At 68.9% G+C, this 23,524-nt stretch carries 24 protein-coding genes; 17 read left to right on the top strand and 7 right to left on the bottom strand.

Translation table 11 applies throughout. From position 1 onward, the window contains the following. The first annotated feature begins 205 nt into the window (after positions 1–205). Entirely contained in the window at positions 206–1,069 is an 864-nt protein-coding gene (locus FBY21_RS08645; protein WP_142010338.1) for an RNA ligase family protein, read from the top strand. 5 nt (positions 1,070–1,074) lie between these two features. Beyond that, on the top strand, positions 1,075–2,217 hold the full coding sequence (locus FBY21_RS08640) for an AAA family ATPase (RefSeq protein WP_142010336.1): 1,143 nt from the start codon (positions 1,075–1,077) through the stop codon (positions 2,215–2,217). Here FBY21_RS08640 and FBY21_RS08635 read toward each other — a convergent pair. Both FBY21_RS08635 and FBY21_RS08630 read right to left on the bottom strand, forming a co-directional pair. Beyond that, a complete protein-coding gene (locus FBY21_RS08635) occupies positions 2,205–2,663 on the bottom strand; it encodes an SRPBCC domain-containing protein (RefSeq protein ID WP_142010334.1) in 459 nt (152 codons plus the stop codon). The two genes, FBY21_RS08640 and FBY21_RS08635, sit on opposite strands and share 13 nt — an antisense overlap. Positions 2,664–2,689: 26 nt before the next feature. Further along, on the bottom strand, positions 2,690–3,607 hold the full coding sequence (locus FBY21_RS08630; RefSeq protein ID WP_074967870.1) for a LysR family transcriptional regulator: 918 nt from the start codon (positions 3,605–3,607) through the stop codon (positions 2,690–2,692). 166 nt (positions 3,608–3,773) lie between these two features. On the opposite strand from FBY21_RS08630, the gene FBY21_RS08625 reads away from it, so the two are divergent. From FBY21_RS08625 to FBY21_RS08610, 4 genes are all read left to right on the top strand, one after another. Further along, positions 3,774–4,799 carry a zinc-dependent alcohol dehydrogenase family protein gene (locus FBY21_RS08625; protein WP_142010332.1) on the top strand — a complete coding sequence of 342 codons (1,026 nt, stop codon included), beginning with the start codon at positions 3,774–3,776 and terminating at the stop codon, positions 4,797–4,799. A 220-nt stretch (positions 4,800–5,019) separates the two neighbouring features. Beyond that, positions 5,020–5,946 (top strand): AraC family transcriptional regulator, encoded by a 927-nt coding sequence (locus tag FBY21_RS08620; RefSeq protein WP_142010330.1) that lies wholly within the window; start codon positions 5,020–5,022, stop codon positions 5,944–5,946. Between the two features lie 122 nt (positions 5,947–6,068). Beyond that, complete coding sequence (locus FBY21_RS08615) at positions 6,069–6,527, top strand: (2Fe-2S)-binding protein (protein WP_044403716.1); 459 nt, start codon at positions 6,069–6,071, stop codon at positions 6,525–6,527. Positions 6,528–6,538: 11 nt separating this feature from the next. Next, positions 6,539–8,773: a xanthine dehydrogenase family protein molybdopterin-binding subunit gene (locus FBY21_RS08610; protein WP_142010328.1), complete on the top strand. Its 2,235-nt coding sequence runs from the start codon at positions 6,539–6,541 to the stop codon at positions 8,771–8,773. Between the two features lie 21 nt (positions 8,774–8,794). On the opposite strand, the gene ptrC is transcribed toward FBY21_RS08610, so the two are convergent. Together ptrC and FBY21_RS08600 are read right to left on the bottom strand one after the other, a co-directional pair. Continuing rightward, the gene (gene ptrC / locus FBY21_RS08605) at positions 8,795–8,986 is read right to left on the bottom strand and encodes a type III secretion system co-regulatory protein PtrC (RefSeq protein WP_044403712.1); all 192 of its coding nucleotides are present in this window, start codon (positions 8,984–8,986) and stop codon (positions 8,795–8,797) included. A gap of 119 nt (positions 8,987–9,105) precedes the next feature. After that, complete coding sequence (locus FBY21_RS08600) at positions 9,106–9,336, bottom strand: DUF2789 domain-containing protein (protein ID WP_142010325.1); 231 nt, start codon at positions 9,334–9,336, stop codon at positions 9,106–9,108. Positions 9,337–9,506: 170 nt separating this feature from the next. Here FBY21_RS08600 and FBY21_RS08595 point away from each other — a divergent pair, with 170 nt between their 5' ends. Continuing rightward, positions 9,507–10,085, top strand: a complete 579-nt coding sequence (locus FBY21_RS08595) for a periplasmic-like protein (RefSeq protein ID WP_044413956.1) — start codon at positions 9,507–9,509, stop codon at positions 10,083–10,085. Positions 10,086–10,102: 17 nt separating this feature from the next. Here FBY21_RS08595 and FBY21_RS08590 read toward each other — a convergent pair whose 3' ends face one another. Together FBY21_RS08590 and FBY21_RS08585 are read right to left on the bottom strand one after the other, a co-directional pair. Then, positions 10,103–10,405 carry a putative quinol monooxygenase gene (locus tag FBY21_RS08590; protein WP_142010323.1) on the bottom strand — a complete coding sequence of 101 codons (303 nt, stop codon included), beginning with the start codon at positions 10,403–10,405 and terminating at the stop codon, positions 10,103–10,105. A gap of 44 nt (positions 10,406–10,449) precedes the next feature. Further along, on the bottom strand, positions 10,450–11,127 hold the full coding sequence (locus tag FBY21_RS08585) for a type 1 glutamine amidotransferase domain-containing protein (RefSeq protein ID WP_142010320.1): 678 nt from the start codon (positions 11,125–11,127) through the stop codon (positions 10,450–10,452). 104 nt (positions 11,128–11,231) lie between these two features. Here FBY21_RS08585 and FBY21_RS08580 point away from each other — a divergent pair, with 104 nt between their 5' ends. The 10 genes from FBY21_RS08580 to FBY21_RS08535 all read left to right on the top strand — a co-directional run bounded on the left by FBY21_RS08580 (position 11,232) and on the right by FBY21_RS08535 (position 22,132). After that, positions 11,232–12,155, top strand: a complete 924-nt coding sequence (locus tag FBY21_RS08580) for a LysR family transcriptional regulator (RefSeq protein WP_074972540.1) — start codon at positions 11,232–11,234, stop codon at positions 12,153–12,155. 181 nt (positions 12,156–12,336) lie between these two features. Further along, positions 12,337–13,572 carry an SfnB family sulfur acquisition oxidoreductase gene (locus tag FBY21_RS08575; RefSeq protein WP_142010318.1) on the top strand — a complete coding sequence of 412 codons (1,236 nt, stop codon included), beginning with the start codon at positions 12,337–12,339 and terminating at the stop codon, positions 13,570–13,572. A 9-nt stretch (positions 13,573–13,581) separates the two neighbouring features. Continuing rightward, complete coding sequence (locus FBY21_RS08570; protein ID WP_142010316.1) at positions 13,582–14,790, top strand: SfnB family sulfur acquisition oxidoreductase; 1,209 nt, start codon at positions 13,582–13,584, stop codon at positions 14,788–14,790. Then, the gene (locus FBY21_RS08565; protein WP_044413941.1) at positions 14,790–16,238 is read left to right on the top strand and encodes an LLM class flavin-dependent oxidoreductase; all 1,449 of its coding nucleotides are present in this window, start codon (positions 14,790–14,792) and stop codon (positions 16,236–16,238) included. Before FBY21_RS08570 ends, FBY21_RS08565 begins: the two co-directional genes overlap by 1 nt. A 26-nt stretch (positions 16,239–16,264) precedes the next feature. Continuing rightward, complete coding sequence (locus FBY21_RS08560; RefSeq protein WP_142010313.1) at positions 16,265–17,059, top strand: MetQ/NlpA family ABC transporter substrate-binding protein; 795 nt, start codon at positions 16,265–16,267, stop codon at positions 17,057–17,059. Positions 17,060–17,633: 574 nt separating this feature from the next. After that, complete coding sequence (locus FBY21_RS08555) at positions 17,634–18,710, top strand: methionine ABC transporter ATP-binding protein (protein ID WP_107328410.1); 1,077 nt, start codon at positions 17,634–17,636, stop codon at positions 18,708–18,710. Further along, complete coding sequence (locus FBY21_RS08550) at positions 18,694–19,347, top strand: methionine ABC transporter permease (RefSeq protein ID WP_044413932.1); 654 nt, start codon at positions 18,694–18,696, stop codon at positions 19,345–19,347. The genes FBY21_RS08555 and FBY21_RS08550 overlap by 17 nt, the downstream gene beginning before the upstream one ends. A gap of 202 nt (positions 19,348–19,549) precedes the next feature. Further along, complete coding sequence (locus tag FBY21_RS08545) at positions 19,550–20,557, top strand: aliphatic sulfonate ABC transporter substrate-binding protein (protein WP_142010310.1); 1,008 nt, start codon at positions 19,550–19,552, stop codon at positions 20,555–20,557. A 22-nt stretch (positions 20,558–20,579) separates the two neighbouring features. Further along, positions 20,580–21,422 (top strand): ABC transporter permease, encoded by an 843-nt coding sequence (locus tag FBY21_RS08540; RefSeq protein WP_142010308.1) that lies wholly within the window; start codon positions 20,580–20,582, stop codon positions 21,420–21,422. Continuing rightward, on the top strand, positions 21,419–22,132 hold the full coding sequence (locus FBY21_RS08535; RefSeq protein ID WP_174244722.1) for an ABC transporter ATP-binding protein: 714 nt from the start codon (positions 21,419–21,421) through the stop codon (positions 22,130–22,132). Before FBY21_RS08540 ends, FBY21_RS08535 begins: the two co-directional genes overlap by 4 nt. Before the next feature lie 6 nt (positions 22,133–22,138). Here FBY21_RS08535 and FBY21_RS08530 read toward each other — a convergent pair whose 3' ends face one another. After that, positions 22,139–23,389: an HD-GYP domain-containing protein gene (locus FBY21_RS08530; protein WP_074972558.1), complete on the bottom strand. Its 1,251-nt coding sequence runs from the start codon at positions 23,387–23,389 to the stop codon at positions 22,139–22,141. Between the last annotated feature and the right edge of the window lie 135 nt (positions 23,390–23,524).

Raw genomic sequence — 23,524 nt, 5'->3', positions numbered from 1 at the left:
GACAGGCCGGGTGGCGTGGCGGTCCAATGCGCGCCTTTCCGATCCACCCCCTTTCCTCAAGTGGTGAAGCCAATGCCTCGCGCCAGCCAACTCGCCTGACACCGACGACGGTTCGACAAGCCTTGTTGCTGGCCGTGCATTCGCACGCTCACTGATCCCGCTGCATCACGTCGTCGGTTTTCCCTGTTTCAAGAAGGAGAAGACCATGACGGACCACGTCCGCGTTTCGACGCTCAACCTCGAATTGTTCAAGTACCCGCGCACGCCTCACCTGGAGTCGTCGCGGCTGCAGCTCGGCGACAGCGATGCCGACCAGCTCGCCTACCGTGACCTGGCCGGCTGCCACCTGGTGGTGGAAGAAAAACTCGACGGCGCCAACGCCGCCATCAGCTTCTCGCCCGGCGGCGAGCTGTTGCTGCAATCCCGTGGGCATTACCTGATCGGCGGCAGCCGCGAGCGCCAGTTCGGCCAGTTCAAGCAATGGGCCTGTGCCCACGAAGCCTGGCTGCTGGAACGCCTGGAAGACCGCTACGTGATGTTCGGCGAGGTGTGCAGCAAGCTGCATTCGGTGTTCTACGACCGGCTGCCGCACCTGTTCCTCGAGTTCGACATCTGGGACCGCACCGAGCAGGCCTTCCTGTCCACCCGTGCGCGGCATGCGTTGCTGGCCGGTGGCCCGGTGCTGTCGGTGCCGGTGCTCCACGAGGGCCCGCCGCCGCCCCGGCTGGCCGACCTGCTGCGGCTGGTCGGTCCCTCCCTGGCGCGTTCGCCCGACTGGCGCGCCAGCTTCGAGCGCACCGTACGGCGCGAAGGGCTGGACCTGGCCCGGGCGCTGGCCAACGGCGACCACTCCGAGCACATGGAGGGGCTGTACCTGAAGATCGAGGACGCCCGGCACACCCTGGGCCGCGCCAAGTGGGTCCGCCCGGATTTCGTCCAGGCGATCCTCGACAGCGGCCTGCACCATTCACGGCAGCCGTACATTCCCAACCTGCTGGCACCGGGCGTTGACCTCTACGCCCCGCAGCCGGTGGTGACCTGGGCCAGCCTGGCTGCCCAAGGAGACTGAAGACCATGGACATGGCAACCCTCAGGGCCCTGGTGCCCAACCCCGGCCAGGCAGCGGACTTCGCCGCCTGCCTGGCGGCCATCCCGTCCCTCGGGCGGCTGGCCGATACCCCGCAGGACCCGCTCTACCATGCCGAGGGCGACGTCTGGATCCACACCCGGATGGTGGTGGACGCGCTGCTGGCCCAGCCGGCCTATGCCGCTGCCGATGCGGACGCGCGCTTCGTGCTGTTCTTCGCCGCGCTGCTGCACGACATCGCCAAGCCCGATACCACGGTGATCGACGAAAGCACCGGCCGTATCGGCCAGCCGGGCCATTCGCGGCGCGGCGCCATCGATGCGCGCATCCTGCTGTGGCGCGCCGGCGTGCCGTTCGAGCTGCGCGAGCGCATCTGCCGGATCATCGCCGTGCACCAGCTGCCGTTCTTCGCCCTCAGCAACGACCGCAGCGGGCGCCCGGTGGAATTCACCTTGCACCGGCTGTCCTGGGAGCTGCCGCTGTGGATGCTCTGCGCGGTGGCGCGGGCGGACATGCTGGGGCGTGGGTTCGACGGCAAGCAGGCGGTGCTGGACGAGATCGACCTGTTCGAGCAACTGGCGGAGGAGGAGGGCTGCCTGCACGCGCCCAAGGCCTTCGTCGACGAACACACCCGGGTGCAGTACTTCCGCGGCGCGCGGGTGCTGCCGGACTACCCGCTGCACCGGGCCGTGGAGGGCTCCGAGGTGGTGGTGCTGGCCGGCCTGCCGGCCAGCGGCAAGAACACCTGGCAGGCGCGCCACCGGCCTGACCTGCCGGTGGTGTCCTTCGACGACGCCCGCGAGGCACTGGGCCTGCGCCACGGCCAGAACGAAGGGGCCGCTGCGCACTACGCCATCGACCAGGCCCGGGCGCTGCTGCGGGCGCGGCAGCCCTTCGTGTGGAATGCCACGCACCTGTCGGCACAGATGCGCAAGAAGACCCTGGACCTGCTCTACGCCTATGACGCGCGGGTGGAGCTGGTCTACCTGGAGCAGCCGGAGGCGGAGATCCTCCGGCGCAATCGCCAGCGCGACAGCAGCCTGCGCAACCAGGACATCGCGCGGATGCTGTTCAAGTGGGAGGTGCCGGTGCCCAGCGAGGCGAACCGGGTGGTCTATCAGGTGGTGTGAGGCTTCACCGATTCCAGTGCCGCCGCCAGGTGCGCCAGCATGGCCTCCCAGCCGGCGCGGGCGTTGTCGGCCTGTTCGCTCCAGCGGGCGTCCAGGTGATGGGTCAACTGCAGCTCGCAGCCTTCGTCCAGGGCGCTGATGTCCACGTCGACGCGGTCGCGCTCGGCACTGTCCCGGCCGATGCCGAAGGTGAAGGACAGCCGCCGGGGGCGGACCAGTTCGAGGTATTCGCCGACGTGCTCGACCTTCTCGCCGTTACGCAGTTCCACCATCAGCAGGTGGCCACCGGGGCGGGGATCGAGGTCGACGACGCGCATCTCGCCACCGGGCGTGGCGAACAGGAAGCGGCAGGCCAGCGCCGGGTTGAGCCAGGCGCTGTAGACCGCGTCGGCCGATTGCGCAAAGCGTCGGTGGGTGTGGAGGGCGAGGGTCTGGGTGTCCTGCATGGCGGTCTCCTTGCGGTACGCGCGGTTCAGGTCAGGCTGTCGGGGTCGCCGCAGTACATCTGGATGCGCGAGCGCAGCCAGCGTTCCGCCGGGTCGTTGTCCTGGGCGCCGCGCCAGGCCATGGACAGCTCGAAGGTGCGGTTGCCGTAGGGCGGGTCCTCCACCCGCAGGCCACCGGCGGCTGTGAGCACGGCTGCGGTGTAGTCCGGCACCACGGCGACCATGTCGGTGCCGGCCAGCAGGGCGCCCAGGCCGTTGAACTGCGGCACCGCCAGCACCACCCGGCGGCTGCGGCCGAGCTTGGCCAGCTCCTCGTCGACGAAGCCGCTGAGGTCGCCGGCGTAGGACACCAGGGCGTGGGGGCGCGAGCAGTAATCCTCCAGGCTCAAGGGGCCAGGGACCGAGTCGGCCCGCAGCAGCTTGGAGCGGGCGCGGCGGATGGTCTTGCGCTTGGCGTTGGCCGGCAGCTCGTCGGTGTAGCTGACGCCCACGGAGATTTCCCCCGAGGCCAGCAGGTTGGGCATCAGCAGGTAGTTGGTGCGGCGCACCACCAGCACCACGCCCGGGGCCTCGGCACGCAGGCGGCGGAGCAGGGCGGGGAGCAGGCCGAACTCCACGTCGTCCGACAGGCCGATGCGGAACACCGCGTTGCTAGTGGCCGGGTCGAAGTCGGCGGCGCGGCTGATGGCGGTGGAGATGGAGTCCAGCGCCGGGGTCAGCAGGGAGAAGATCTCCACCGCCCGCGCCGAGGGCTCCATGCTGCGCCCGGTGCGCACGAACAGCGGGTCGTCGAACAGTGACCGCAGGCGGGCCAGGGCCGCGCTGATGGCGGGCTGGCCGAGGAACAGCTTTTCCGCCGCGCGGGTCACGCTGCGCTCGTGCATGAGCGTCTCGAAGACGATCAGCAGGTTGAGGTCGACTTTGCGCAGGTCGTTCCTGTTCATGCATGGGCTTCCGGAAAAAGTGGGTGAAAAATGAGGCTCCGCGCAGGCGCCGTCAAGCGCCCGCATCATCACCGTTTATGACGACTATTGATCGCTACGGGTGGTTTTGTGGACAAAGCCCGGATAGAGTCCGTGGCCATGTAAAGAGTCACAGGCGAGGTGCGTGATGTCCCGCATGATCCGTTTCCATCAGTTCGGCGAGGCCGACGTGCTCAAGCTGGAAGAGCTCCCCACCCCGGTGCCCGGGCACGGCGAGGTTCTGGTGCGCACCCGTGCCATCGGCGTCAGCTGGAAAGACGTGCTCTGGCGTCAGAACCTGGCCTCCGAGTCGGCACGCCTGCCGTCGGGTGTCGGGTTCGAGATGGCCGGCGTGGTCGAGGCCGTGGGCGAAGGGGTCGATGACCTCGAACCCGGCGTGGCCGTGGCCAGCTTTCCCGCCAGCACCCCCAACCGCTACCCCACCTGGGGCGACCAGGTGCTGCTGCCGCGCAGCGCCCTGACGCGCTACCCGGACGAGGTGCTCACTCCGGTCGAGGCAGCGGTGCACTACACCCCCTTGCTGATGGGCTACTTCGCCCTGATGGACCTGGCTCGGCTCAAACCCGGCCAGCGTGTGCTGGTCACCGAGGCCGGCCATTGCCTGGCGCCGCAGACCGTGCAGTTGGCCAAGGCGCTGGGCGCGGTGGTCATCGCCTCCACCAGCTACCCCGAGAGCCGCCCGTTCCTCAAGGAACTGGGGGCCGACAAGATCATCGTCACCGAAGAGCAGGACCTGGTGCTGGAGGTCGAGCGCTTCACCGACGGCCAGGGCGTCGAGGTCATCCTCGACCAGTGCGCCGGCCCGCAGATGAAGCTGCTGGGGGATGTCGCCGCCCAGCGCGGCAAGCTGATCCTCTACGGCCTGAACGGTGGCAACGATGCGGCCTTCCCGGCCTGCGCGGCGTTCAAGAAGCACCTGCAGTTCTTCCGTCATTGCGTCATGGATTTCACCGGTGGCGATCCGGAGTCGGGCCTGGAGCGTGATGAGGCGGCCGTTCGCCGCGCTCTGGAGCACATCAACCAGCTCACCCGCGACCACCTGCTCAAGCCGAGCATCGACCGGGTCTTCGAATTCGAGGACTTCATCGAGGCCAGCCGCTACATGGAAACCTGCCCGCCCGGCGGACGGGTGGCGATGCGCGTCGCCGACTGACCTGTTCCCTGCGACCCTTTCGATCCGGCGCCCTGTGCGCCGGATTGCGTTGTGGATGGTGGTGGTTTCAGCCAGGACTGCAGTCTGCCGTCCCACCTCCTTGCCCGGGTAGTCGATTCCTGCCGGATTCTTGCACGATCCTGCCTGTTTCTACTCGCGTGCGAGACGCCGGTTTTCCCCGCGGTTAGAGTCGGAAGCCTTGCCGGGAGAAGCCCTAACCATGAACTCATCCGTCTCCAACGCCGACCCTGTTTTCACCGCCCCCCTTGGAGCCCAGGACCGGTTCGCCCGGCTGATTGAACGATTCGCCAGGGAGGAGGGCGGCAGCGCCACCGCCATCCCCGGCCTCTGGCTGTTCCGCGCCAGCACGCCCAGCGAACCGCTGCATTGCCTCTATGAGCCCGCCCTGGGCGTGGTGCTCCAGGGCAGCAAGCAAGCCCAGCTCAACGGCGAGTGCTACCGCTACGGCCCGTCCCAGTACCTGATCGTCTCCCTCGACCTGCCGGTGATCGGCCAGGTGCTCGAAGCCACGCCCGAGGTGCCCTACCTCAGCATGCGCCTGGACCTGGAGCCCGCCGCCATCAGCGAGATGCTGCTGCAGATCGCCGAGCCGCCGCCGCTGTCGGCGTCCGCCCGGGGCATCTCGGTGTGCAGCCTGGACGGCGGCCTGCAGGACGCGCTGATCCGCCTGGTGGGTCTGCTGGATACCCCGGCCGACATCCCCGTGCTGGCGCCGCTGATCAAGCGCGAGATCCTCTACCGCCTGCTGATGGGCGAGCGCAGCGCGCAGTTGCGGCAGATCGCCTGCGCCGGCAGCCAGGCCCAGCGCATCGCCCGCGCGGTGGCGTGGTTGAAGACCCACTACCACCGGCCGCTGTCCATCGAAGCCCTGGCCAGCGAAGTGAACATGAGCAGCTCGGCGCTGCACCACCATTTCAAGGCGGTCACCGCCCTCAGCCCGCTGCAGTTCCAGAAGCAGCTGCGCCTGCAGGAGGCGCGGCGGCTGATGCTCAGCGAAGCCCTGGACGCCGCCACCGCCGGCGGCCGCGTCGGCTACGAGAGCCCCTCGCAGTTCAGCCGCGAATACAGCCGGCTGTTCGGCGCGCCGCCCCAGCGCGACATCGCCCGCCTGCGGCAGAGTGCCTGAACCGGCCGCCGCTTCGTCGCCCCGGCACCGGGGTCGGCGGCGGCCTTCTAGTCTGAAGAAAACCAGCCAGGCCGCGTGCGGCCGATGACGACCAACCCGATCCCGAAGAGGTGGGCCAACCGATGATTACCCTCAACCTGAATGGCCAGGACACCGCGCTCGACGTGGCGCCCGACATGCCCCTGCTGTGGGCCCTGCGAGACGTGGCCGGCATGACCGGCACCAAGTACGGCTGCGGCATGTCGCTGTGCGGCGCCTGCACCGTGCACGTCGACGGCCAGCCCACGCGCGCCTGCGTCACCCCCGTTTCCAGCGTGGTGGGGCGCAAGGTCACCACCATCGAAGCGGTGGCCGAGAACGACGTCGGCCGCGCCGTCCAGGCCGCCTGGCGCAAGCTCGACGTGGTGCAGTGCGGCTACTGCCAGTCCGGGCAGATCATGGCGGCCACCGCTCTGCTCAGTGGCAACCGCACGCCCACCGATGCCGACATCGACGCCGCCATGAGCGGCAACATCTGCCGCTGCGCCACCTACGTGCGCATCCGCGCGGCCATCCACGAAGCCGCCGGGCAGCTGGCATGAGGAGCGACGCCATGAGCACCTTCAAGCAGGACGCAGCGCCGGAGACCGGCATCTTCAACGTCAGCCGCCGCACCTTCCTGCGCGGCAGTGGCGGACTGGCCCTGGGGGTGCTGTTCTCGCCCCTGCTGGACGCCGCCGAACTGCTGGCCGGCAACGGCAGCTTCGAACCCAATGCCTTCGTGCGCATCGACCGCAGCGGCCAGGTGACGGTGATCGCCAAGCACGTGGAGATGGGGCAGGGCGCCTACACCGGCCTCTCCACCCTGGTGGCCGAAGAGCTGGGCGCGGACTGGAGCCGGGTCGTGGTGGAGGGCGCGCCTGCCGACGCCAAGCGCTACAACAACCTGGCGTTCGGGCCGTTCCAGGGCACCGGCGGCAGCAGCTCCATCGCCAATGCCTACGAGCAGATGCGCAAGGCCGGTGCCACCGCCCGCGCCATGCTGGTGGCCGCCGCCGCGCGGCAATGGCAGGTACCGGCTGATTCCCTGCGCGTCGAGCAGGGCGTCATCAGCCATGCCGCCAGCGGTCGCAAGGCCGGCTTCGGCGAACTGGCCGAGGCCGCCGCCCGTGAAAGCGTACCGGCCAGCGTCCCCCTCAAGGAGCCGAAGGACTTCCGCCTCATCGGCCAGGCCGTACCGCGCAAGGACAGCCCCGACAAGACCGACGGCCGCGCCGTGTTCACCCAGGACTTCAAGCTGCCCGGCATGCTGGTGGCCGTGGTGGCCTACCCGCCGCGCTTCGGTGCCGTGCCGGCCAAGGTCGACGCCACCCGCGCCAAGGCCGTGCCGGGCGTGGTGGAGGTGGTGGAGTTCCGCGACCTGCCCCACGGCCGTGCCGGCGTCGCCGTGCTGGCGCACAACACCTGGGCTGCCCGCAGCGGCCGGGATGCCCTGACGGTGGAGTGGGACGAGCAGCGTGCCTTCACCCTTGGCAGCGAAGAAATCTTCGCCCGCTACCGTGACGCCGCCGCCCAGCCGGGCACCGTCGCCACCCGCCAAGGCGACGTGGAGCCGGTCCTCGCCAAGGCCCACCAGCGCATCGAGGCGGAGTTCGAGTTCCCCTACCTGGCCCACTCGGCCATGGAGCCGATGAACTGCCTGGTGCGCCTCTCCGAAGGCGCCTGCGAACTGTGGAACGGCGAGCAGTGGCAGACCGGTGACCAGGCCTCGGTGGCACGCTTGCTCGGCATCGTCCCGGAGAAGGTCACCATCACCCAGCTCTATGCCGGTGGCAGCTTCGGCCGCCGTGCCAACCCGGTGTCGGACTACCCGCTGGAAGCCGTGGCCATCGCCAAGGCCGCCTGGGACAAGGGCGTGAAGGCACCGGTGAAGCTGGTCTGGACCCGTGAGGACGACACCCGTGGCGGCTACTACCGCCCGGCCTATCTGCACCGCGCGCGCCTTGCGCTGGATGCCGAAGGCCGGCTGACCGCCTGGCATCACCGCATCGTCGGGCAATCCATCATCAAGGGCACCGGCTTCGAGGCCGTGATGATCAAGGACGGCGTCGACCAGACTTCAGTAGAGGGGCTCGCCAACCTGTCCTACGCCGTCCCCAACCTGCAGGTGGAGCTGAGCACCCCCAGCGACATCGGCGTCCCCGTGCAGTGGTGGCGCTCGGTGGGCCACACCCACACCGGCTTCGCTGCCGAAGTGCTGGTGGACGAAGCCGCCACCACCGCCGGCAAGGACCCGTACGCCTTCCGCCACGGGCTGCTGGAGAAGCACCCGCGTCACCGAGGCGTGCTGGAACTGGTCGCTGACAAGGCGGGCTGGTCCCAGCCGCTCAAGCCAGGGGCCGAGGGGGAGAAGCGTGGCCGTGGCATTGCCGTGCATGAATCCTTTGGCAGCTACGTGGCCCAGGTGGCGGAGGTGACGGTCAAGGCCGATGGCAGCTTCCGGGTGGATCGGGTGGTCTGCGCGGTGGATTGCGGCCTGGCCATCAACCCGGACGTGATCAAGGCGCAGATGGAGGGCGGTATCGGCTTCGGCCTGGCGGCCGCCCTGCACGGCGCCATCACCCTGCGGGAAGGGCGCGTGGAGCAATCCAACTTCCACGACTACCAGGTGCTGCGGATGAACGAGATGCCGGTGGTGGAGGTGCACATCCTGCCCTCCGCCGAGAAGCCCACCGGCGTCGGCGAACCGGGCGTGCCGCCCCTGGCACCGGCAGTGGCCAATGCGCTCTACGCCGCCACCGGCGTGCGCCTGCGCAAGCTGCCGTTCCCCAGCCAGGTCAAGGCCTGACCGGCCGGCGAGGTGGCCCTATCAGGCCGCCTCGCCGCGAATCAGCTGGCGCAATGCGCGACGCTCGGCGATGGGCGTGCTCACCTGGAGCATCTCGAAGGTGCCGTCCTCACGGCACAGCGCCACCTCGGTCTCGAAGTGCAGGCGGAACTCATCCTGGGTCACATGGGTGACCAGGTAGCTGTTGTCGTTGCAGGCGTGGGGGAAGGACATGGCTCGATCCTCGTTTCAGCGGGGCAGGTGCCCGACCCGAGGCATGATGCCGCTGCGCTCCCGGGCGCAGAACTGAAAGGGGCTGATGGTCGCCATCAGCCCCATCGATGGACTCGGCGCTAGGCGCTCAGGCACACGGCCAGCTCGTCCACCTTCACCGCCCAGTCCGCATCCTGGCCGAGGGCGCTGCGCAGGAAATCCCGCTGGGCCTCGTTCCAGAACGGCGCTTCATGGATCTTCCGACCCTCCTCCAGGCGATGGCCCGCGATGAAGGCCTCGATGGCCGGCCGACTGGCGTCCAGCCCGAGCTGTTCGAACAGGGTGGCGAGGGTATGGGGCGTGGTGTCCATGGTGGTCTCCTGTTGGGTCTGCGGGGTTGGACTTGCGATCCGGCGCAACGGTTCGCCTGGAAACACTGCGGCGCCTTCCCACTGGCGCACAGTGCAGCGGCAGGACGCTTCCGCCCGGCCTTGGCGGCAGGTATCTTCCGCACCTTCTGATTTTTCCAGGACCTTTGCCCATGACCCGCCCATTGTCCCGCCTTGCTGCCCTGTGTTTCGGCCTGTTCGTGCTGCAGGCCGAGGCGCGGGTGGAGGTGGAGGCGGTGCAGCACCCGACCATCGGTCGCATGCTGGTGGCCAAGGTGTCGGAGGAGATTGCGCCGGGTGACTACGACGCGCTGATGAAGGGGGTGCTGGGCAACCCCGGCAACTTCGCGCGCAAGGTGCTGATGCTGGACAGCATCGGCGGCAGCGTGCCCGAGGCGATTCGCATGGGGCGGCTGGTGCGCGAGACCGGCTTCGACACCCTGGTGCCGTCCACCGGCCTGTGCCAGGGCACTTGCGTCTACCTGCTGGCGGCCGGCCGCAACAAGGCGGTGCGCGGTTCGGTGGGGCTGCACCGGCCGTATTACGCCCACGGTGACGCCTCGCGGGATGCGGCGCTGTACCAGGGCGTGCGCTACAACGCCTCGGCCTACTTCCGCGAGATGGGCATTCCCGACAGCCTGCTGGACGACATGCAGCGCATCGACCCGCGCCAGATGCGGGTCCTCGACCCGAAGGACCTGGCGCGCTACCGGCTGATCAGCGGCAAGTAGGCGCGCCGGTTGCCCGATCAACCCTGGGCGACGTTCACCGGTACGGCCTGCACCACCTGGGTGGGGGCGGCCATCCAGCCACCGGCCACGGCGGCTTCGCGGAAGGCCTGGTAGTGCGGGCTGGCGCGGTGGGCGTCGATGGCGGCCTGGTCGCGGTACAGCTCGTGGAGTTGCAGGCTGCCGTCATCCCCGGCGTAGAGGTCGTAGCGCAGGTTGCCGGGCTCGTTGCGGGTGCCTTGGACCAGGGCTTCCAGGGCCTGCAGAACGACCTCGCGGTGCTCCGGCAGGGGGCTCAGGGTGGCGAACAGGGCGATGCTCATGGCGTCTCCTCGAAAGGGGGAGGCGCGGCGCCTCCCCGATGGGTTCACAGCAGTTTCAGCAGGGCGTCTGCCGTTGCATCGGACGAGGCCGGGTTCTGCCCGGTCACCAGCAGGCCGTCCACCACCACATGGCTGTGCCAGTCATCGGCACGGCTGTAGAGGCCGCCATGGCCGCGCAGCATGTCCTCGACCAGGAAGGGCACCACCTCGGTGAGTTGCACGGCGGCTTCTTCGCTGTTGCTGAAGCCGGTCACCTGCTTGTCACGCACCAGCGGCTGGCCGTCGGGCGCTTTCACATGGCGCAGCACGCCGGGAGCGTGGCATACCGCAGCCACCGGCTTGCCCTGGGCCAGGAAGGCTTCGATCAGGGCGATGGAGCGGGCGTCCTCGGCCAGGTCCCAGAGCGGGCCGTGGCCGCCGGGGTAGAACAGCGCGTCGTAGTCGTCGGCGCGCACGGCTTCCAGGGGCAGGGTACTGGCCAGAGCCTGGCGCGCGGCCGGATCGGCGTCGAAGCGGCGGGTGGCGTCGGTCTGGGCGCTCTCGTCGTGGCTCTTCGGGTCCAGTGGCGGCTGGCCGCCCTTGGGCGAGGCCAGGGTCAGGGCCATGCCGGCATCAAGGAAGTGGTAGTAGGGCGCGGCGAACTCTTCCAGCCAGAAGCCGGTGGCCAGGCCGGTGTCGCCGAGGCGGTCGTGGGAGGTGAGGACCATCAGGATCTTTTTCATGTGCAGTCTCCCGCCCGTGGGGGCGTCGTTTCAGGTTGGCGACCATCCTAGGAGAGGGCGTAGGATTCGATAATTCGAAAGCTCTTATTCCTGGTATCCAAAAAGTGAATATCGCCAACAAGGACCTGAACCTGCTGCTGGTCTTCCATGTGCTCTACCAGGAGCGCAACGCCTCGGTGGCGGCCGAGCGCATGGCCCTGAGCCAGCCGGCCCTGAGCCACAAGCTGAACAAGCTGCGCCACCAGTTGGGCGACCCGCTGTTCGTGCGCGCGCCGCGCGGGCTGACGCCGACGCCCCGGGCCCACGAGCTGGCACCGCGCATCCAGTGCCTGGTGGCGGAACTGGAGGCCTTCTATGAACACAGCGACGGCCAGGACTTCCTCCAGCGCGCCGAGCGCATCCACCTCTACAGCACCGACTACATGGAGCAGACGCTGCTGCCCGAGCTGCTACCGGTGCTGCGCCGCGAGGCACCCAACCTGGTGCTGGTGACCCACAACACCCGTGGCCTGCTCCCCCGTGAGGAACTGGAGAAGGGCACCTGCGACCTGGCCATCGCCGGGTTCTACGCCGACCTGCCGGACACCTTCCACCAGCAGCGCCTGCTCAGCGAGGACTTTGTGGTGCTGGCCTGGCGCGACAACCCGCACCTGGTCAGGGGGCTGGACCTCGACGCCTTCGTCGCCTGCGAGCACCTGCTCACCACCCTCACCGGCGACCTGGCCGGGCGGGTCGACCAGGCCCTGGCTGCGCTCGGTCGCCAGCGGCGGGTGGCGGCGGGGCTCTCCAGCTTCCTGGCGCCGCCCCGGCTGTTGCCCGGCACCGACCTGCTGCTGACCTGCCTGCGCTCGGTGGCCGAGGACGCGGTGGCCCGCGACCCGTCGCTGTGCCTGCATGCGCTGCCGGAGGCGCTGGCCCTGCCGAAGGTGGAGGTGATGCAGATCTGGCACCAGCGCACGGCCAGCGACCCGTTGCGGCGTTGGGTCCGCCAGCAGATCCAGGAGGCTGCCCGGCGCTTGCAGGGCTGAACTGTTGCTGGGGCAACAGATGTTCAGCAATTTGCCCTGCTGTGCAGATTCCAACAGTTGTTCGTTTTATATAAATAGCTGATTAATAAGGAATATTTTTCAGGCACGGGTTGTGCAACCGATCTCTTCGCAAGCGTACGCGGCTGCTCGCGACGCAACAGGAATGATCGAGAACGGACCCATGACCCACCCTTCCGAACCCAAGGACCCGCGTGACCAGGCGCCCCCGCTACTCCCGGCGGCGCTGATCGAGAACGACGCCCAGGCCCTGCACGCCGCCCACGAAGTGGCCAGGCAGGCCCGGGCTGGCGCCGCCCAGCGTGACCGCGACCGCCAGTTGCCCTGGCCCGAAGTGGAACTCTTCACCCGCCTGGGCCTGGGGGGCATTCGCATCCCCCGCGTCTATGGAGGTGCCGAGGTTTCCCATGTGACCCTCGCCGAGGTGTTCCGCATCCTCTGTGCCGCCGACCCGGCACTGGGGCAGATCCCGCAGAACCAGTTCGGCCTGCTCAGCGTGATCGAAAACGTCGGCAGTGAAGCGCAGAAGCGCCAGGTGTTCGCCGGCATCCTCGCAGGGCGTCGCCTGGCCAATGCCGGCCCCGAGCGCAATACCAAGCACACCCTGGAGATCAAGGCGCGCATCACCCGGGGTGACGCTGGGCTGGAGGTGAGCGGCGAGAAGTTCTATTCCACCGGCGCCCTGTTCGCCCATTGGGTGGCGGTCAAGGCCCTGGATGACAGCGGCACCGGCGTGCTGGCCCTGGTGGAGCGGGGCGTGCCGGGGCTGGCCATCGTCGACGACTGGTCCGGCTTCGGCCAGCGCACCACCGCCAGCGGCACCGTGCTGCTGGACCGCGTACCGGTGGCGGACGACCTGGTGTTCCACAACAGTCGTCTGGTCGAGGTGCCGAGCATCCAGGGCGCGCTGTCGCAGCTGATCCAGGCGGCCATCGACGCCGGTATCGCCGAGGCCGCCATCGACGACGCCGTCGCCTTCATCCGCGAGCGCTCGCGGCCCTGGGTGGACGCCGGCGTCGAGCGAGCCAGCGAGGAGCTGTACACCATTGCCGAGATCGGCCGCCTGAAGACCGAGCTGAACGCCGCCAACGCGCTGCTGGAGCGCGCCGGCCAGGTGCTCGACGAAGTGGCCGCCGCGCCCATCGACGCCGCAGCGGCCGCCCGCGCTTCCATCGCCGTGGCCGAGGCCAAGGTGCTCACCACCGAGATCAGCCTGCTGGCCAGCGAGAAGCTGTTCGAGCTGGCCGGCAGCCGCGCCACCCTCGCCGAGTTCGGCCTAGACCGGCACTGGCGCAATGCCCGGGTGCACACCCTCCACGACCCGGTGCGCTGGAAGGTCCACGCCGTCGGCAACTACCACCTGAACGGCGCCTTCCCGGCCCGCCATTCCTGGATCTGAGGAGGCGCCATGACCATTGCCCATCCCCACCCACACGCCCCCGTGGCAATCATCCGTGACGACGACGAAGCCCTGGAGGTGGCGCGCCAGGTGGCCGACCTGTTCCGGCCCGGCGCTGCCGAGCGCGACCGCGAGCGCCGCCTGCCCCTGGACGAACTGGAGCTGTTCAGTCGCACCGGCCTCTGGGGCATCAGCGTGCCCCGCGAGTTCGGCGGGGCCGGCGTGTCCCGTGTCACCCTGGCGCGGGTCATCGCGCTGATCAGCGCAGCCGACAGTTCCCTCGGGCAGATCCCGCAGAACCACTTCTATGCCCTGGAAGTGCTGCGGGTGAACGGCAGTCCCGAACAGCAGCGCCGCCTGTTCGCTGCCGCTTTGGCCGGTGAGCGTTTCGGCAACGCCCTGGCAGAGATCGGCACCCGCACCGCCAACGACCGCACCACCCAGCTGGTGCGGGACGGCGAGGGCTACCGCATCCGTGGCCGCAAGTTCTACTGCACCGGTGCCCTCTACGCTCACCGCGTGCCGACCTTGGTGGTGGCCGAGGATGGCCACCAGTACCTGGCCTTTGCCGAGCGCAACGCGCCGGGGCTGACGGTGATCGACGACTGGTCGGGCTTTGGCCAGCGCACCACCGGCAGCGGCTCGGTGGTGTTCGACGACGTGCCGGTGGCGGCCGAGGACCTGGTGTCCTTCCAGGCCGCCTTCGAGCGCCCGACCACGGTCGGGCCTTTCGCCCAGATCCTCCATGCCGCCATCGACGTCGGCATCGCCCGCGCCGCCTACGAGGATGCGCTGGCCTTCGTCCGCACCCGTTCGCGGCCGTGGATCGACGCCGGGGTCGACAAGGCCAGCGACGACCCGTTGCTGATCCACGCCTTCGGCCACCTGGCCATCCGCCTGCACGCCGCCGAGGCCATCCTCGACCGCGCCGGCCGGCTGCTGGATGCCGCCAGCGCCGAGCCCACCGCCGACAGCGTGGCCGCTGCGTCCCTCGGGGTGGCCGAGGCCCGTGCGCTGACCACCGAGGTCTCGCTCAGTGCCGGCAGCAAGCTGTTCGAACTGGCCGGCACCCGCGCCAGCCTCGCCGAGCACAACCTCGACCGCCACTGGCGCAACGCCCGGGTGCACACCCTGCACGACCCGGTGCGCTGGAAGTACCACGCGGTGGGCAACTACTACCTCAATGGCGTGCTGCCGCCGCGCCGGGGGACGATCTGATGGCGCGCAAGCAGATCCTCCTCAACGCCTTCAACATGAACTGCGTGGGGCACATCAACCACGGCCTGTGGACCCACCCGCGCGACCGCTCCACGGACTACCGCAGGCTCTCCTACTGGACGGAGCTGGCGCAGCTGCTGGAGCGCGGGCTGTTCGACGGGCTGTTCCTGGCGGACATCGTCGGCGTCTACGACGTCTACCAGGGCAACGTCGACCTGACCTTGAAGGAGAGCATCCAGCTGCCGGTCAACGACCCGCTGCTGCTGGTCTCCGCCATGGCCGGGGTGACCCGCCACCTGGGCTTCGGCGTTACCGCCAACCTCAGCTACGAGCCGCCGTACCTGTTCGCCCGGCGCATGAGTACCCTGGACCACCTGAGCGAGGGGCGCGTGGGCTGGAACATCGTCACCGGCTACCTGGAGAGCGGGGCCCGTGCCATGGGCCGCAGCCAGCAGGTGGAGCACGACCGCCGCTACGACCAGGCCGACGAGTATCTGGAGGTGCTCTACAAGCTGTGGCAAGGCAGCTGGGAAGCCGGGGCAGTGGTCAACGACCGCCAGCGCCGGGTCTACGCCCAGCCGGACAAGGTGCACAAGGTGGTGCACCACGGCGATTTCTTCGACGTGGAGGGCTACCACCTCTGCGAACCCTCGCCGCAACGCACGCCGCTGCTGTTCCAGGCCGGCTCCTCGGCGCGCGGCCTGCGCTTTGCCGGCGAGCATGCCGAGTGCGTGTTCATCAGCGGCAGCAACAAGGCCGCGACCCGCGCCCAGGTGGACAAGGTGCGCGCCGCCGCCGTGGCCGCCGGCCGTGATCCGCAGGCGGTGAAGGTGTTCATGGGCATCAGCGTGATCGTCGCGCCCACCGAGGCCGAGGCCCGTGCCAAGCACGCCGAGTACCTGGCCCATGCCAGTGCCGAGGCGGGCGTCGCCCACTTCGCCAGCTCCACCGGCATCGACTTCGCCCGCTTCGCGCTGGACGAGCCGATTCCCTACATGAAGACCAACGCCATCGAGTCCGCTGCCAGCAAGCTGCGTGACAACAGCCTGACCCGCCGCGACCTGCTGGAGCAGCACGCCCTGGGTGGCCGCTACGTCCTGCTGGTGGGTTCGCCGACCCAGGTGGCCGACGAGCTGCTGGCGTGGATCGACGAGACCGGGCTGGACGGCTTCAACCTGACCCGCATCGTCACCCCGGAGAGCTACGCCGACTTCATCGACCTGGTGGTGCCGGAGCTGCAGGCCCGAGGTGCCTACAAGACCGCCTATGCCGACGGCACCTTGCGCCACAAGGTTTTTGGCGCGGGGGATCAGTTGCCGGCGAGCCACAAGGGGGCTGCCTTTTCTGTAGGGGCGAATTCATTCGCCCAGCAGGCTGCCGGCCTGCCCCCAGGTACCTCCGGGAGCGCTGCGCGCTCCTTGGCGACTGAAGTCGCCCCTACACAGTGACCCCCCATTACCCACGGATAGAAACCATGCCCAAGCACACCCTCAAGACCCTGGCCCTTGGCCTGCTCCTGGCCAGCGGCATCGCCCAGGCCGCCGACAAGCCCCTCAAGCTCGGCACCACTGCCGCTTTCGCCCCGCCCCTGGAGGTGGCGGTGGAGGAGGCCGCCAAGCAGGGCCTCAAGGTCGAGCTGGTGGAGTTCACCGACTGGAACACGCCGAACATCACCCTGGCCAACGGTGACATCGACGCCAACTACTTCCAGCACACGCCCTTCCTGGAGAACGCCAACAAGGAGGGCGGGTTTACCCTGAAGGCCTTTGCCCCCGGGATCATCAACAACGTCGGCCTCTACTCGAAGAAGTACAAGGCCATCGCCGATCTGCCTGAGGGCGCCAAGGTGGCCATCGCCAACGACCCCATCAACGGCGGTCGTGGCCTGCAGCTGCTGCAGAAGGCCGGCCTGCTGAAGCTAAAGGAAGGCGTGGGCTACAAGGCGACCCTGGACGACATCGTCGAGAACCCCAGGCACATCGACATCATCGAACTGGAGGCCGTGCAGCTGGTGCGCGCCCTGGACGACGTCGACCTGGCCCAGGGCTACCCGCACTACATCCGCCTGGCCGGCACGATCGACCCCAACAGCGCGCTGCTCTTCGACGGCATCGAGAACAAGGAGTACGTCATCCAGTTCGTCACCCGTGGCGATTACCAGGACGACGGGCGCCTGGCGAAGTTCGTCGAGGTGTACCAGCACTCGCCGCAGGTGCGCGCCGCACTCGACAAGGCTCATGGCTCGCTCTACCAGCCCGGCTGGCAGTGACGCCCCTGGGATAGGCGTGGGAGCGAATTCATTCGCGAAAGGAGCGCGCAGCGCTCCCGGGCGGCCCCGGCAGGGCAGTCCTTCGGCCTGCGTCGCGGATGAATCCGCTCCCACTGCAGGGGCGACCTAGGTCGCCCAGGGGCAGCAGCGCTGCCCCAATGGATTTGAGGAGCCGCCCTGCGGGCTGCCTGGCGAATGAAGTCGCCCCTACGGAGGTTCGCCGTGCGGTTTGGTCGAGGGGCGGGTTCTGGTGGGAGCGAATTCATTCGCGAAAGGAGCGCGCAGCGCTCCCAGGGTGACCCCGGCAGGGTAGCCCTTCGGCCTGCATCGCGGATGAATCCGCTCCCACTGTAGGGGCGACTTCAGTCGCCCAGGGGCAGCAGCGCTGCCCCAATGGCGTCGAGGAGCAGCCCTGCGGGCTGCCTGGCGAATGAATTCGCCCCTACGGAGGTTCGCCGTGCGGTTTGGTCGAGGGGTGGGTTCTGGTGGACGTGCGTAGCCCGGGCTGAAGCCCGGGCTACTGCCTCCCGCGGTTCCGCTTTTCGGGCTTTAAACAGATTTTCGAGAGGCCCACATGGTCAGTTTCAATCGCAACATCCGCCTGGACCTGCCGCACATCCGGCTGCAGGGGCTGGGCAAGGCCTACCCGGGCAGCCAGGGGCCGGTGCAGGCGCTGCAGGGCATCGACCTGGAAATCCGCCGGGGCGAGGTGTTCGGCATCATCGGTCGCAGCGGCGCCGGCAAGTCGTCGCTGATCCGCACCCTCAACCGCCTGGAGAAGCCCTCGGTGGGCCAGGTGGTGATAGACGAGGAAGACATCGGCACCTTCGACGAGAAGCAACTGGTGCTGCTGCGTCGCCGCGTCGGCATGATCTTCCAGCACTTCAACCTGATGTCGGCCAAGACCGTCTGGCAGAACGTCGCCTTGCCGCTGAAGGTGGCGGGCGTGGCCAAGGCCGATATCGAGCGCAAGGTCGCCGAGCTGCTGGCCCTGGTGGGCCTGGCGGAGAAGCGCGACGCCTACCCGGCGCAGCTCTCCGGTGGGCAGAAGCAGCGGGTCGGCATCGCCCGTGCGCTGGTGCACCAGCCGGAGATCCTGCTCTGCGACGAGGCCACCTCGGCGCTGGACCCGGAAAGCACCCAGTCGATCCTGGCGCTGCTGCGCGACATCAATCGGCGCCTGGGCCTGACCATCGTGCTGATCACCCACGAGATGGGCGTGATCCGCGAGATCTGCGACCGCGTGGTGGTGCTGGAGCGGGGGCGGGTGGTGGAGCAGGGCGAGGTCTGGCAGGTGTTCGGCGACCCACAGCACGCGGTCACCCGCACCCTGCTGGGCACCCTGCGCCACGAGCTGCCGGACGACCTGCAAGGCCGCCTGGCCAACGAACCGGTGCCCGGCGGTGACCTGCTGCTGGACCTGCACTTCACGGGGGCCAGTGGCCGCGAGCCGGACCTGCTGGCCATTGCCCAGGGCCTGGGCGCGCGGGTGAGCCTGTTGCACGGCGGCATCGACCGCATCCAAGGACGCCCGCAGGGGCACCTGCTGGTGCGGGTCGGCCTGGCCGGGCTGGGCAGTACGCAGGTGCTGGAGCGTGCCCACCAACTGGCGGACAAGGCGGAGGTGCGCGGCTATGTCGCCCATGCTTGATCGGCTCTGGACCGGGCTGCTGGACACCCTGCTGATGATCGGCGCCTCGTCGCTGATCGTGCTGCTGGTGGGCATTCCGCTGGCGTTGGTGCTGGTGACCACCGGGCCGGGCGGGATCTTCGAGGCGCGTGTGCTGAACCGCACCCTGGGCAGCGTGGTGAACGTGCTGCGTTCGGTGCCCTTCCTGATCCTGATGGTGGCGCTGATTCCCTTCACCCGGCTGATCGTCGGCACCAGCTACGGCGTCTGGGCCGCGGTGGTGCCGCTGACCATCGCCGCCACGCCGTTCTTCGCGCGCATCGCCGAGGTGAGCCTGCGGGAGGTGGATTTCGGTCTGGTGGAGGCGGCCCAGGCCATGGGTTGCCAGCGTCGTCACATCATCTGGAATGTGCTGCTGCCGGAGGCGCGGCCGGGCATCGTCGGTGGCTTCACCATCACCCTGGTGACCATGATCAACTCCTCCGCCATGGCCGGCGCCATCGGCGCGGGCGGCCTGGGCGACCTGGCGTACCGCTACGGCTACCAGCGCTTTGACACGCAGATCATGCTCACGGTGATCATCGTGCTGGTGCTGCTGGTGACCCTCATCCAGTTCGGCGGCGACCGCCTGGCGCGGTTGCTGAACAAGCGGGCCTGAGGGCTGTTGCTGGAGCAACAGTCCGGCAACAGGCTGTTGCCGGGTGTACAGCAGGGCGAGGCAGGGCAGGGCGCCAGGCCGCGCCGGCCGGGGCGCTGAGGGTTGGCATGGTGGCTGCATATTCCCTGATCAAAGCGTGATGACGGCTATGGATAGCTGGATCGAATAAGGAGCGTCGCGCGTCTTCTGTCAGGAGCCTTCCATGAGCCATTTCCCCCTGCGGGCCCGCCGGCCCGGTTTTATCGGTCGCGTCGTCGGGTTGCTGGCCGCCTGCGCGGCACTCGCCTCGCCGTTGGCCGCCCAGGCCGAGACGCCGCCTGAGCAGGTCCGCCTCGACTACGCCTACTACTCGCCCACCAGCCTGGTGCTGCGCCATTTCGGCTGGCTGGAGCAGGCCCTGGGCCCGGATACGCGGGTGAGCTGGGTGCTGAGCCAGGGCAGCAACCGTTCGCTGGAGTACCTCAACGGCGGCAGCATCGACTTCGCCTCCACCGCCGGGTTGGCGGCCGTCCTGAGCCGGGCCAACGGCAGCCCGATCAAGACCGTGTACATCGCCAGCCGCCCCGAGTGGACGGCCCTGGCGGTACGCAAGGACTCGCCGATCAAGACCCTGGCCGACCTCAAGGGCCGCAAGATCGCCGCGACCAAGGGCACCGATCCGTACCTGTTCACCCTGCGCAGCCTGGAACAGGCCGGCCTGGGCAAGGACGACGTGGAGCTGGTGCACCTGCAGCATCCGGATGGCCGAGTGGCCCTGGAGCGCGGTGACGTGGACGCCTGGGCCGGGCTCGACCCGCACCTGGCGGCCAGCCAGCTGCAGTCGGGGGCGCGCATCCTCTACCGCAACCTGGATTTCAACAGCTACGGGGTGGTGAGCGTGACCGAGGGCTTCGCCGCCGAGCACCCGCAGACCATCAAGCAGGTGCTGCAGGCCTATGAAAAGGCCCGGCAGTGGGCGCGGGAGAACCCCGAGCCGCTGGCGGAGCTGCTGGCCAAGGAGTCCGGCCTGCCGCTGGAGGTGGCGCGGCTGCAACTGTCGCGCACCGACTTCTCCAACGCCCAGCCGGGCGCGGAGCACATCGCTGCGCTGAAGGCGGCGGCGCCGATCCTCGCCAGCGAGGGCCTGGTACGCCGTGGCGTGGACGTGGCCCAGGTGGTGGACCAGTTGATCGACCCGAGCTTTGGCACCCAGGCCATCGCCCGCCAGTGATGCAATACCCCAGGAGAGCCCGATGAGCAGCAAGAGCAAGACCCTGGCGGTGCCGCCGCGCCCCTGGCGACCCGCCGTGCCACTGACCGCGCTGGTGGTGCGGGCCAAGGGGCTGGCGATTCCCCTGGCGGCGATCCTGCTGCTGGAGGTGGCCGTGCGTGCGGGCTGGGTGCCGGCGTACCAGATGCCGGCCCCCAGCGACATCCTGCTGACCCTGCAGGAGCTGGCGGCCGGGCCGCTGTGGGGGCATATCGGGGTCAGCCTGGGGCGCGTGGCCGCCGGGTTCGCCGTGGGTGCGTCCCTGGCGCTGGTCGCTGCTGCCTGGGTGGGCCTGAGTCGCGAGGCGGAGGCCTACCTGGAGCCGACCCTGGCCGCGTTGCGGGCGATCCCCAGCCTGGCCTGGGTGCCGCTCCTGCTGCTGTGGCTTGGCATCGACGAGCGTTCGAAGGTGGTGCTGATCGCCATCGGTGCGTTCTTCCCGGTTTACCTGAATGGGGTGGCGGCGATCCGCAACATCGACCGCAAGCTGGTGGAGGTGGGGCGCATGTACGGCTTCGGGCGGCTTCGGCTGGCCCGCCGCATCCTGTTGCCGGCGGCCCTGCCGGGACTGTTCACGGGGTTGCGGGGTGGGCTCAGCCTGGCCTGGATGTTCCTTGTGGCGGCCGAGCTGATCGCGTCCACCCGGGGCCTGGGCTACCTGCTGACCGATGGCCGGGAAACCTCGCGGCCGGACCTGGTGCTGGCGGCGATCATCGTCCTGGCGCTGCTGGGCAAGCTCAGCGATGGGCTGCTGGCGACGCTGGAGCGGCGCCTGCTGGCCTGGCGCGATGCGTTCGCTGGCGAAGGCGGGGAGGCGCAACCATGAGCCTGCCCCTGCTGGATTTCCGCGTGCAGCGCAAGGCGTTCGCCGGGCACACGGTGTTGCAGGACGTGCACCTGCAACTGGCCGAGGGCGAGGTGGTGAGCCTGCTGGGCCCCAGTGGCTGCGGCAAGAGCACCCTGCTGCGCATCGTTGCAGGCCTGGAGCGTGACTACAGCGGCCAGGCGCTGCGTGGTGAGGGCGAGGTGGCCTTCGTGTTCCAGGAGCCGCGCCTGATGCCCTGGCTGACGGTGGCGGAGAACATCGGCTTCGCCGATGACCGGGCCTACGACCGGCCCCGGGTGGCGCAACTGATCCGCGAGGTGGGGCTGGAGGGATTCGAGCAGGCCCTGCCCAAGCAACTGTCGGGCGGGATGGCCCAGCGCGTGGCCATTGCCCGGGGGCTGTATTCGCGGCCCCGGGTGTTGCTGCTGGACGAGCCCTTCAGCGCGGTGGATGCCTTCACCCGGATGAGGCTGCAGGATTTGCTGCTGGCCCTGGCTGCGCACCACGGCATTGCGTTGCTGCTGGTCACCCACGATGTGGACGAGGCCCTCTACCTGGGCGACCGCGTGCTGGTGATGGGCAGTCGCCCGGGGCGGGTGCTGGAGACGCTGGAGGTGCCGCTGGCACGCCCCCGCGACCGACGCGACCCGCTGCTGGCGCAGTTGCGTGCCGAGGCGCTGACGGCGTTGCACCGGGGCCACGCCTTCTAGTGACCCTCAGCCGGTGGTCTTGCGCCGGGGATCGGGGATGCCGGACCAGAGCTCGTCGAGGTTGCGGAAGTTCCAGTCCGCCGGGGATTCTCGGCCGACGATGCGGTCGCGGCCGGCGAGCTTGGCCAGGTCCACCACTTCCTGGGGGATCGCGGTCTTCAGTCGGGCGGAATAGAACACCTTGACCTTGGGCGTGGTGAGGGACTTCTCGTGCTGCTCCATCACCACCCCCAGGCGCCCGCTCTCCAGGCGCACCAGGGACCCGGTGGGGTAGATGCCGATGGATTTGACGAAGGCCTGGAAAACCAGCTCGTCGAAGTGGTCCTTGCTCCATTCGGCCATGCGGCGGATGGATTCGGCCGGGTCCCAGCCACGCTTGTAGGGGCGGTCGGAGGTGATGGCGTCGTAGACGTCGCAGACCGCGCCCATCTTGGCCAGCAGGCTGATCTGGTCGCCGGCCAGGCGGTGCGGGTAGCCGGTGCCGTCGACCTTCTCGTGGTGGTGCAGGCAGACGTCCAGCACCAGGGCGCTGACCTGGTGGCTCTCCAGCAGGATGCGCGCGCCTTCCTCGGGGTGCTTGCGCACGCACTGGAACTCGTCGTCGGTGAGCTTGCCGGGCTTGTTCAGCACGTCCATGGGGATGGCCATCTTGCCGATGTCGTGCAGCAGGCCGGCCAGCCCGGCCTCGCGCACCTGGGCCTCGCCCAGGCCGAGCTGGCGGGCGAGGGCGATCATCAGGGCGCACACGGCGACGGAGTGCATGTAGGTGTATTCGTCGGCGGTCTTCAGCCGCGCCAGGCTGATCAGCGCATTGGGGTGGCGCAGCACCGAGTCGGAGATTTCCTGCACCAGGCCCTGGGCGTCGTCGACGCTGATGGCCTTGCCCATGCGGGCGTCGCTGAACATGCTCACCACGGCGTCCTTGGCCTTGGCACAGAGCATGGCGGCACGGCTGACTTCGCTTTCCAGGTCGGCACGCTCGATGGGCGGCGCCTGCTCGGCGGCGGCCAGGCGGGCGTCGATCTCGGCTTCGGCCTCCTCGACGCTGACGCTGGGCTGGTCCTGGTGGATATCCAGGCCCTTGTCAGTGTCGATCCAGACTTCATGAACATCGCTGTTGCGGATGCGCTGCAGGTCCTTGTCGGTCTTGACCACGAACTTGGCGCGGAAGAACGGGTGGTCCATCCATGAACCGCAGAACTCCTGAACGTACATGCCCAATTGCAGGTCGGTGGTGGCGATGCGTTTGAGTGTCATGGCACTACTCTGACGGGGGAAAGGCGCTCGGCAGGGCCGGCTGACACTCACTATAGGCGGGCGATGGCCGGCTTTGAAACGCCGCCTGCAAGCTTGCACGGCTGTTCTATCTTGAGTGAAGGCCGCCGCGCGGCA

Source organism: Pseudomonas sp. SLBN-26, assembly GCF_006715895.1.
Classification (GTDB): domain Bacteria; phylum Pseudomonadota; class Gammaproteobacteria; order Pseudomonadales; family Pseudomonadaceae; genus Metapseudomonas; species Metapseudomonas otitidis.
The sequence above is the reverse complement of the archived record's forward strand: the minus strand, read 5'-3'. Positions and strand labels throughout refer to the sequence as shown.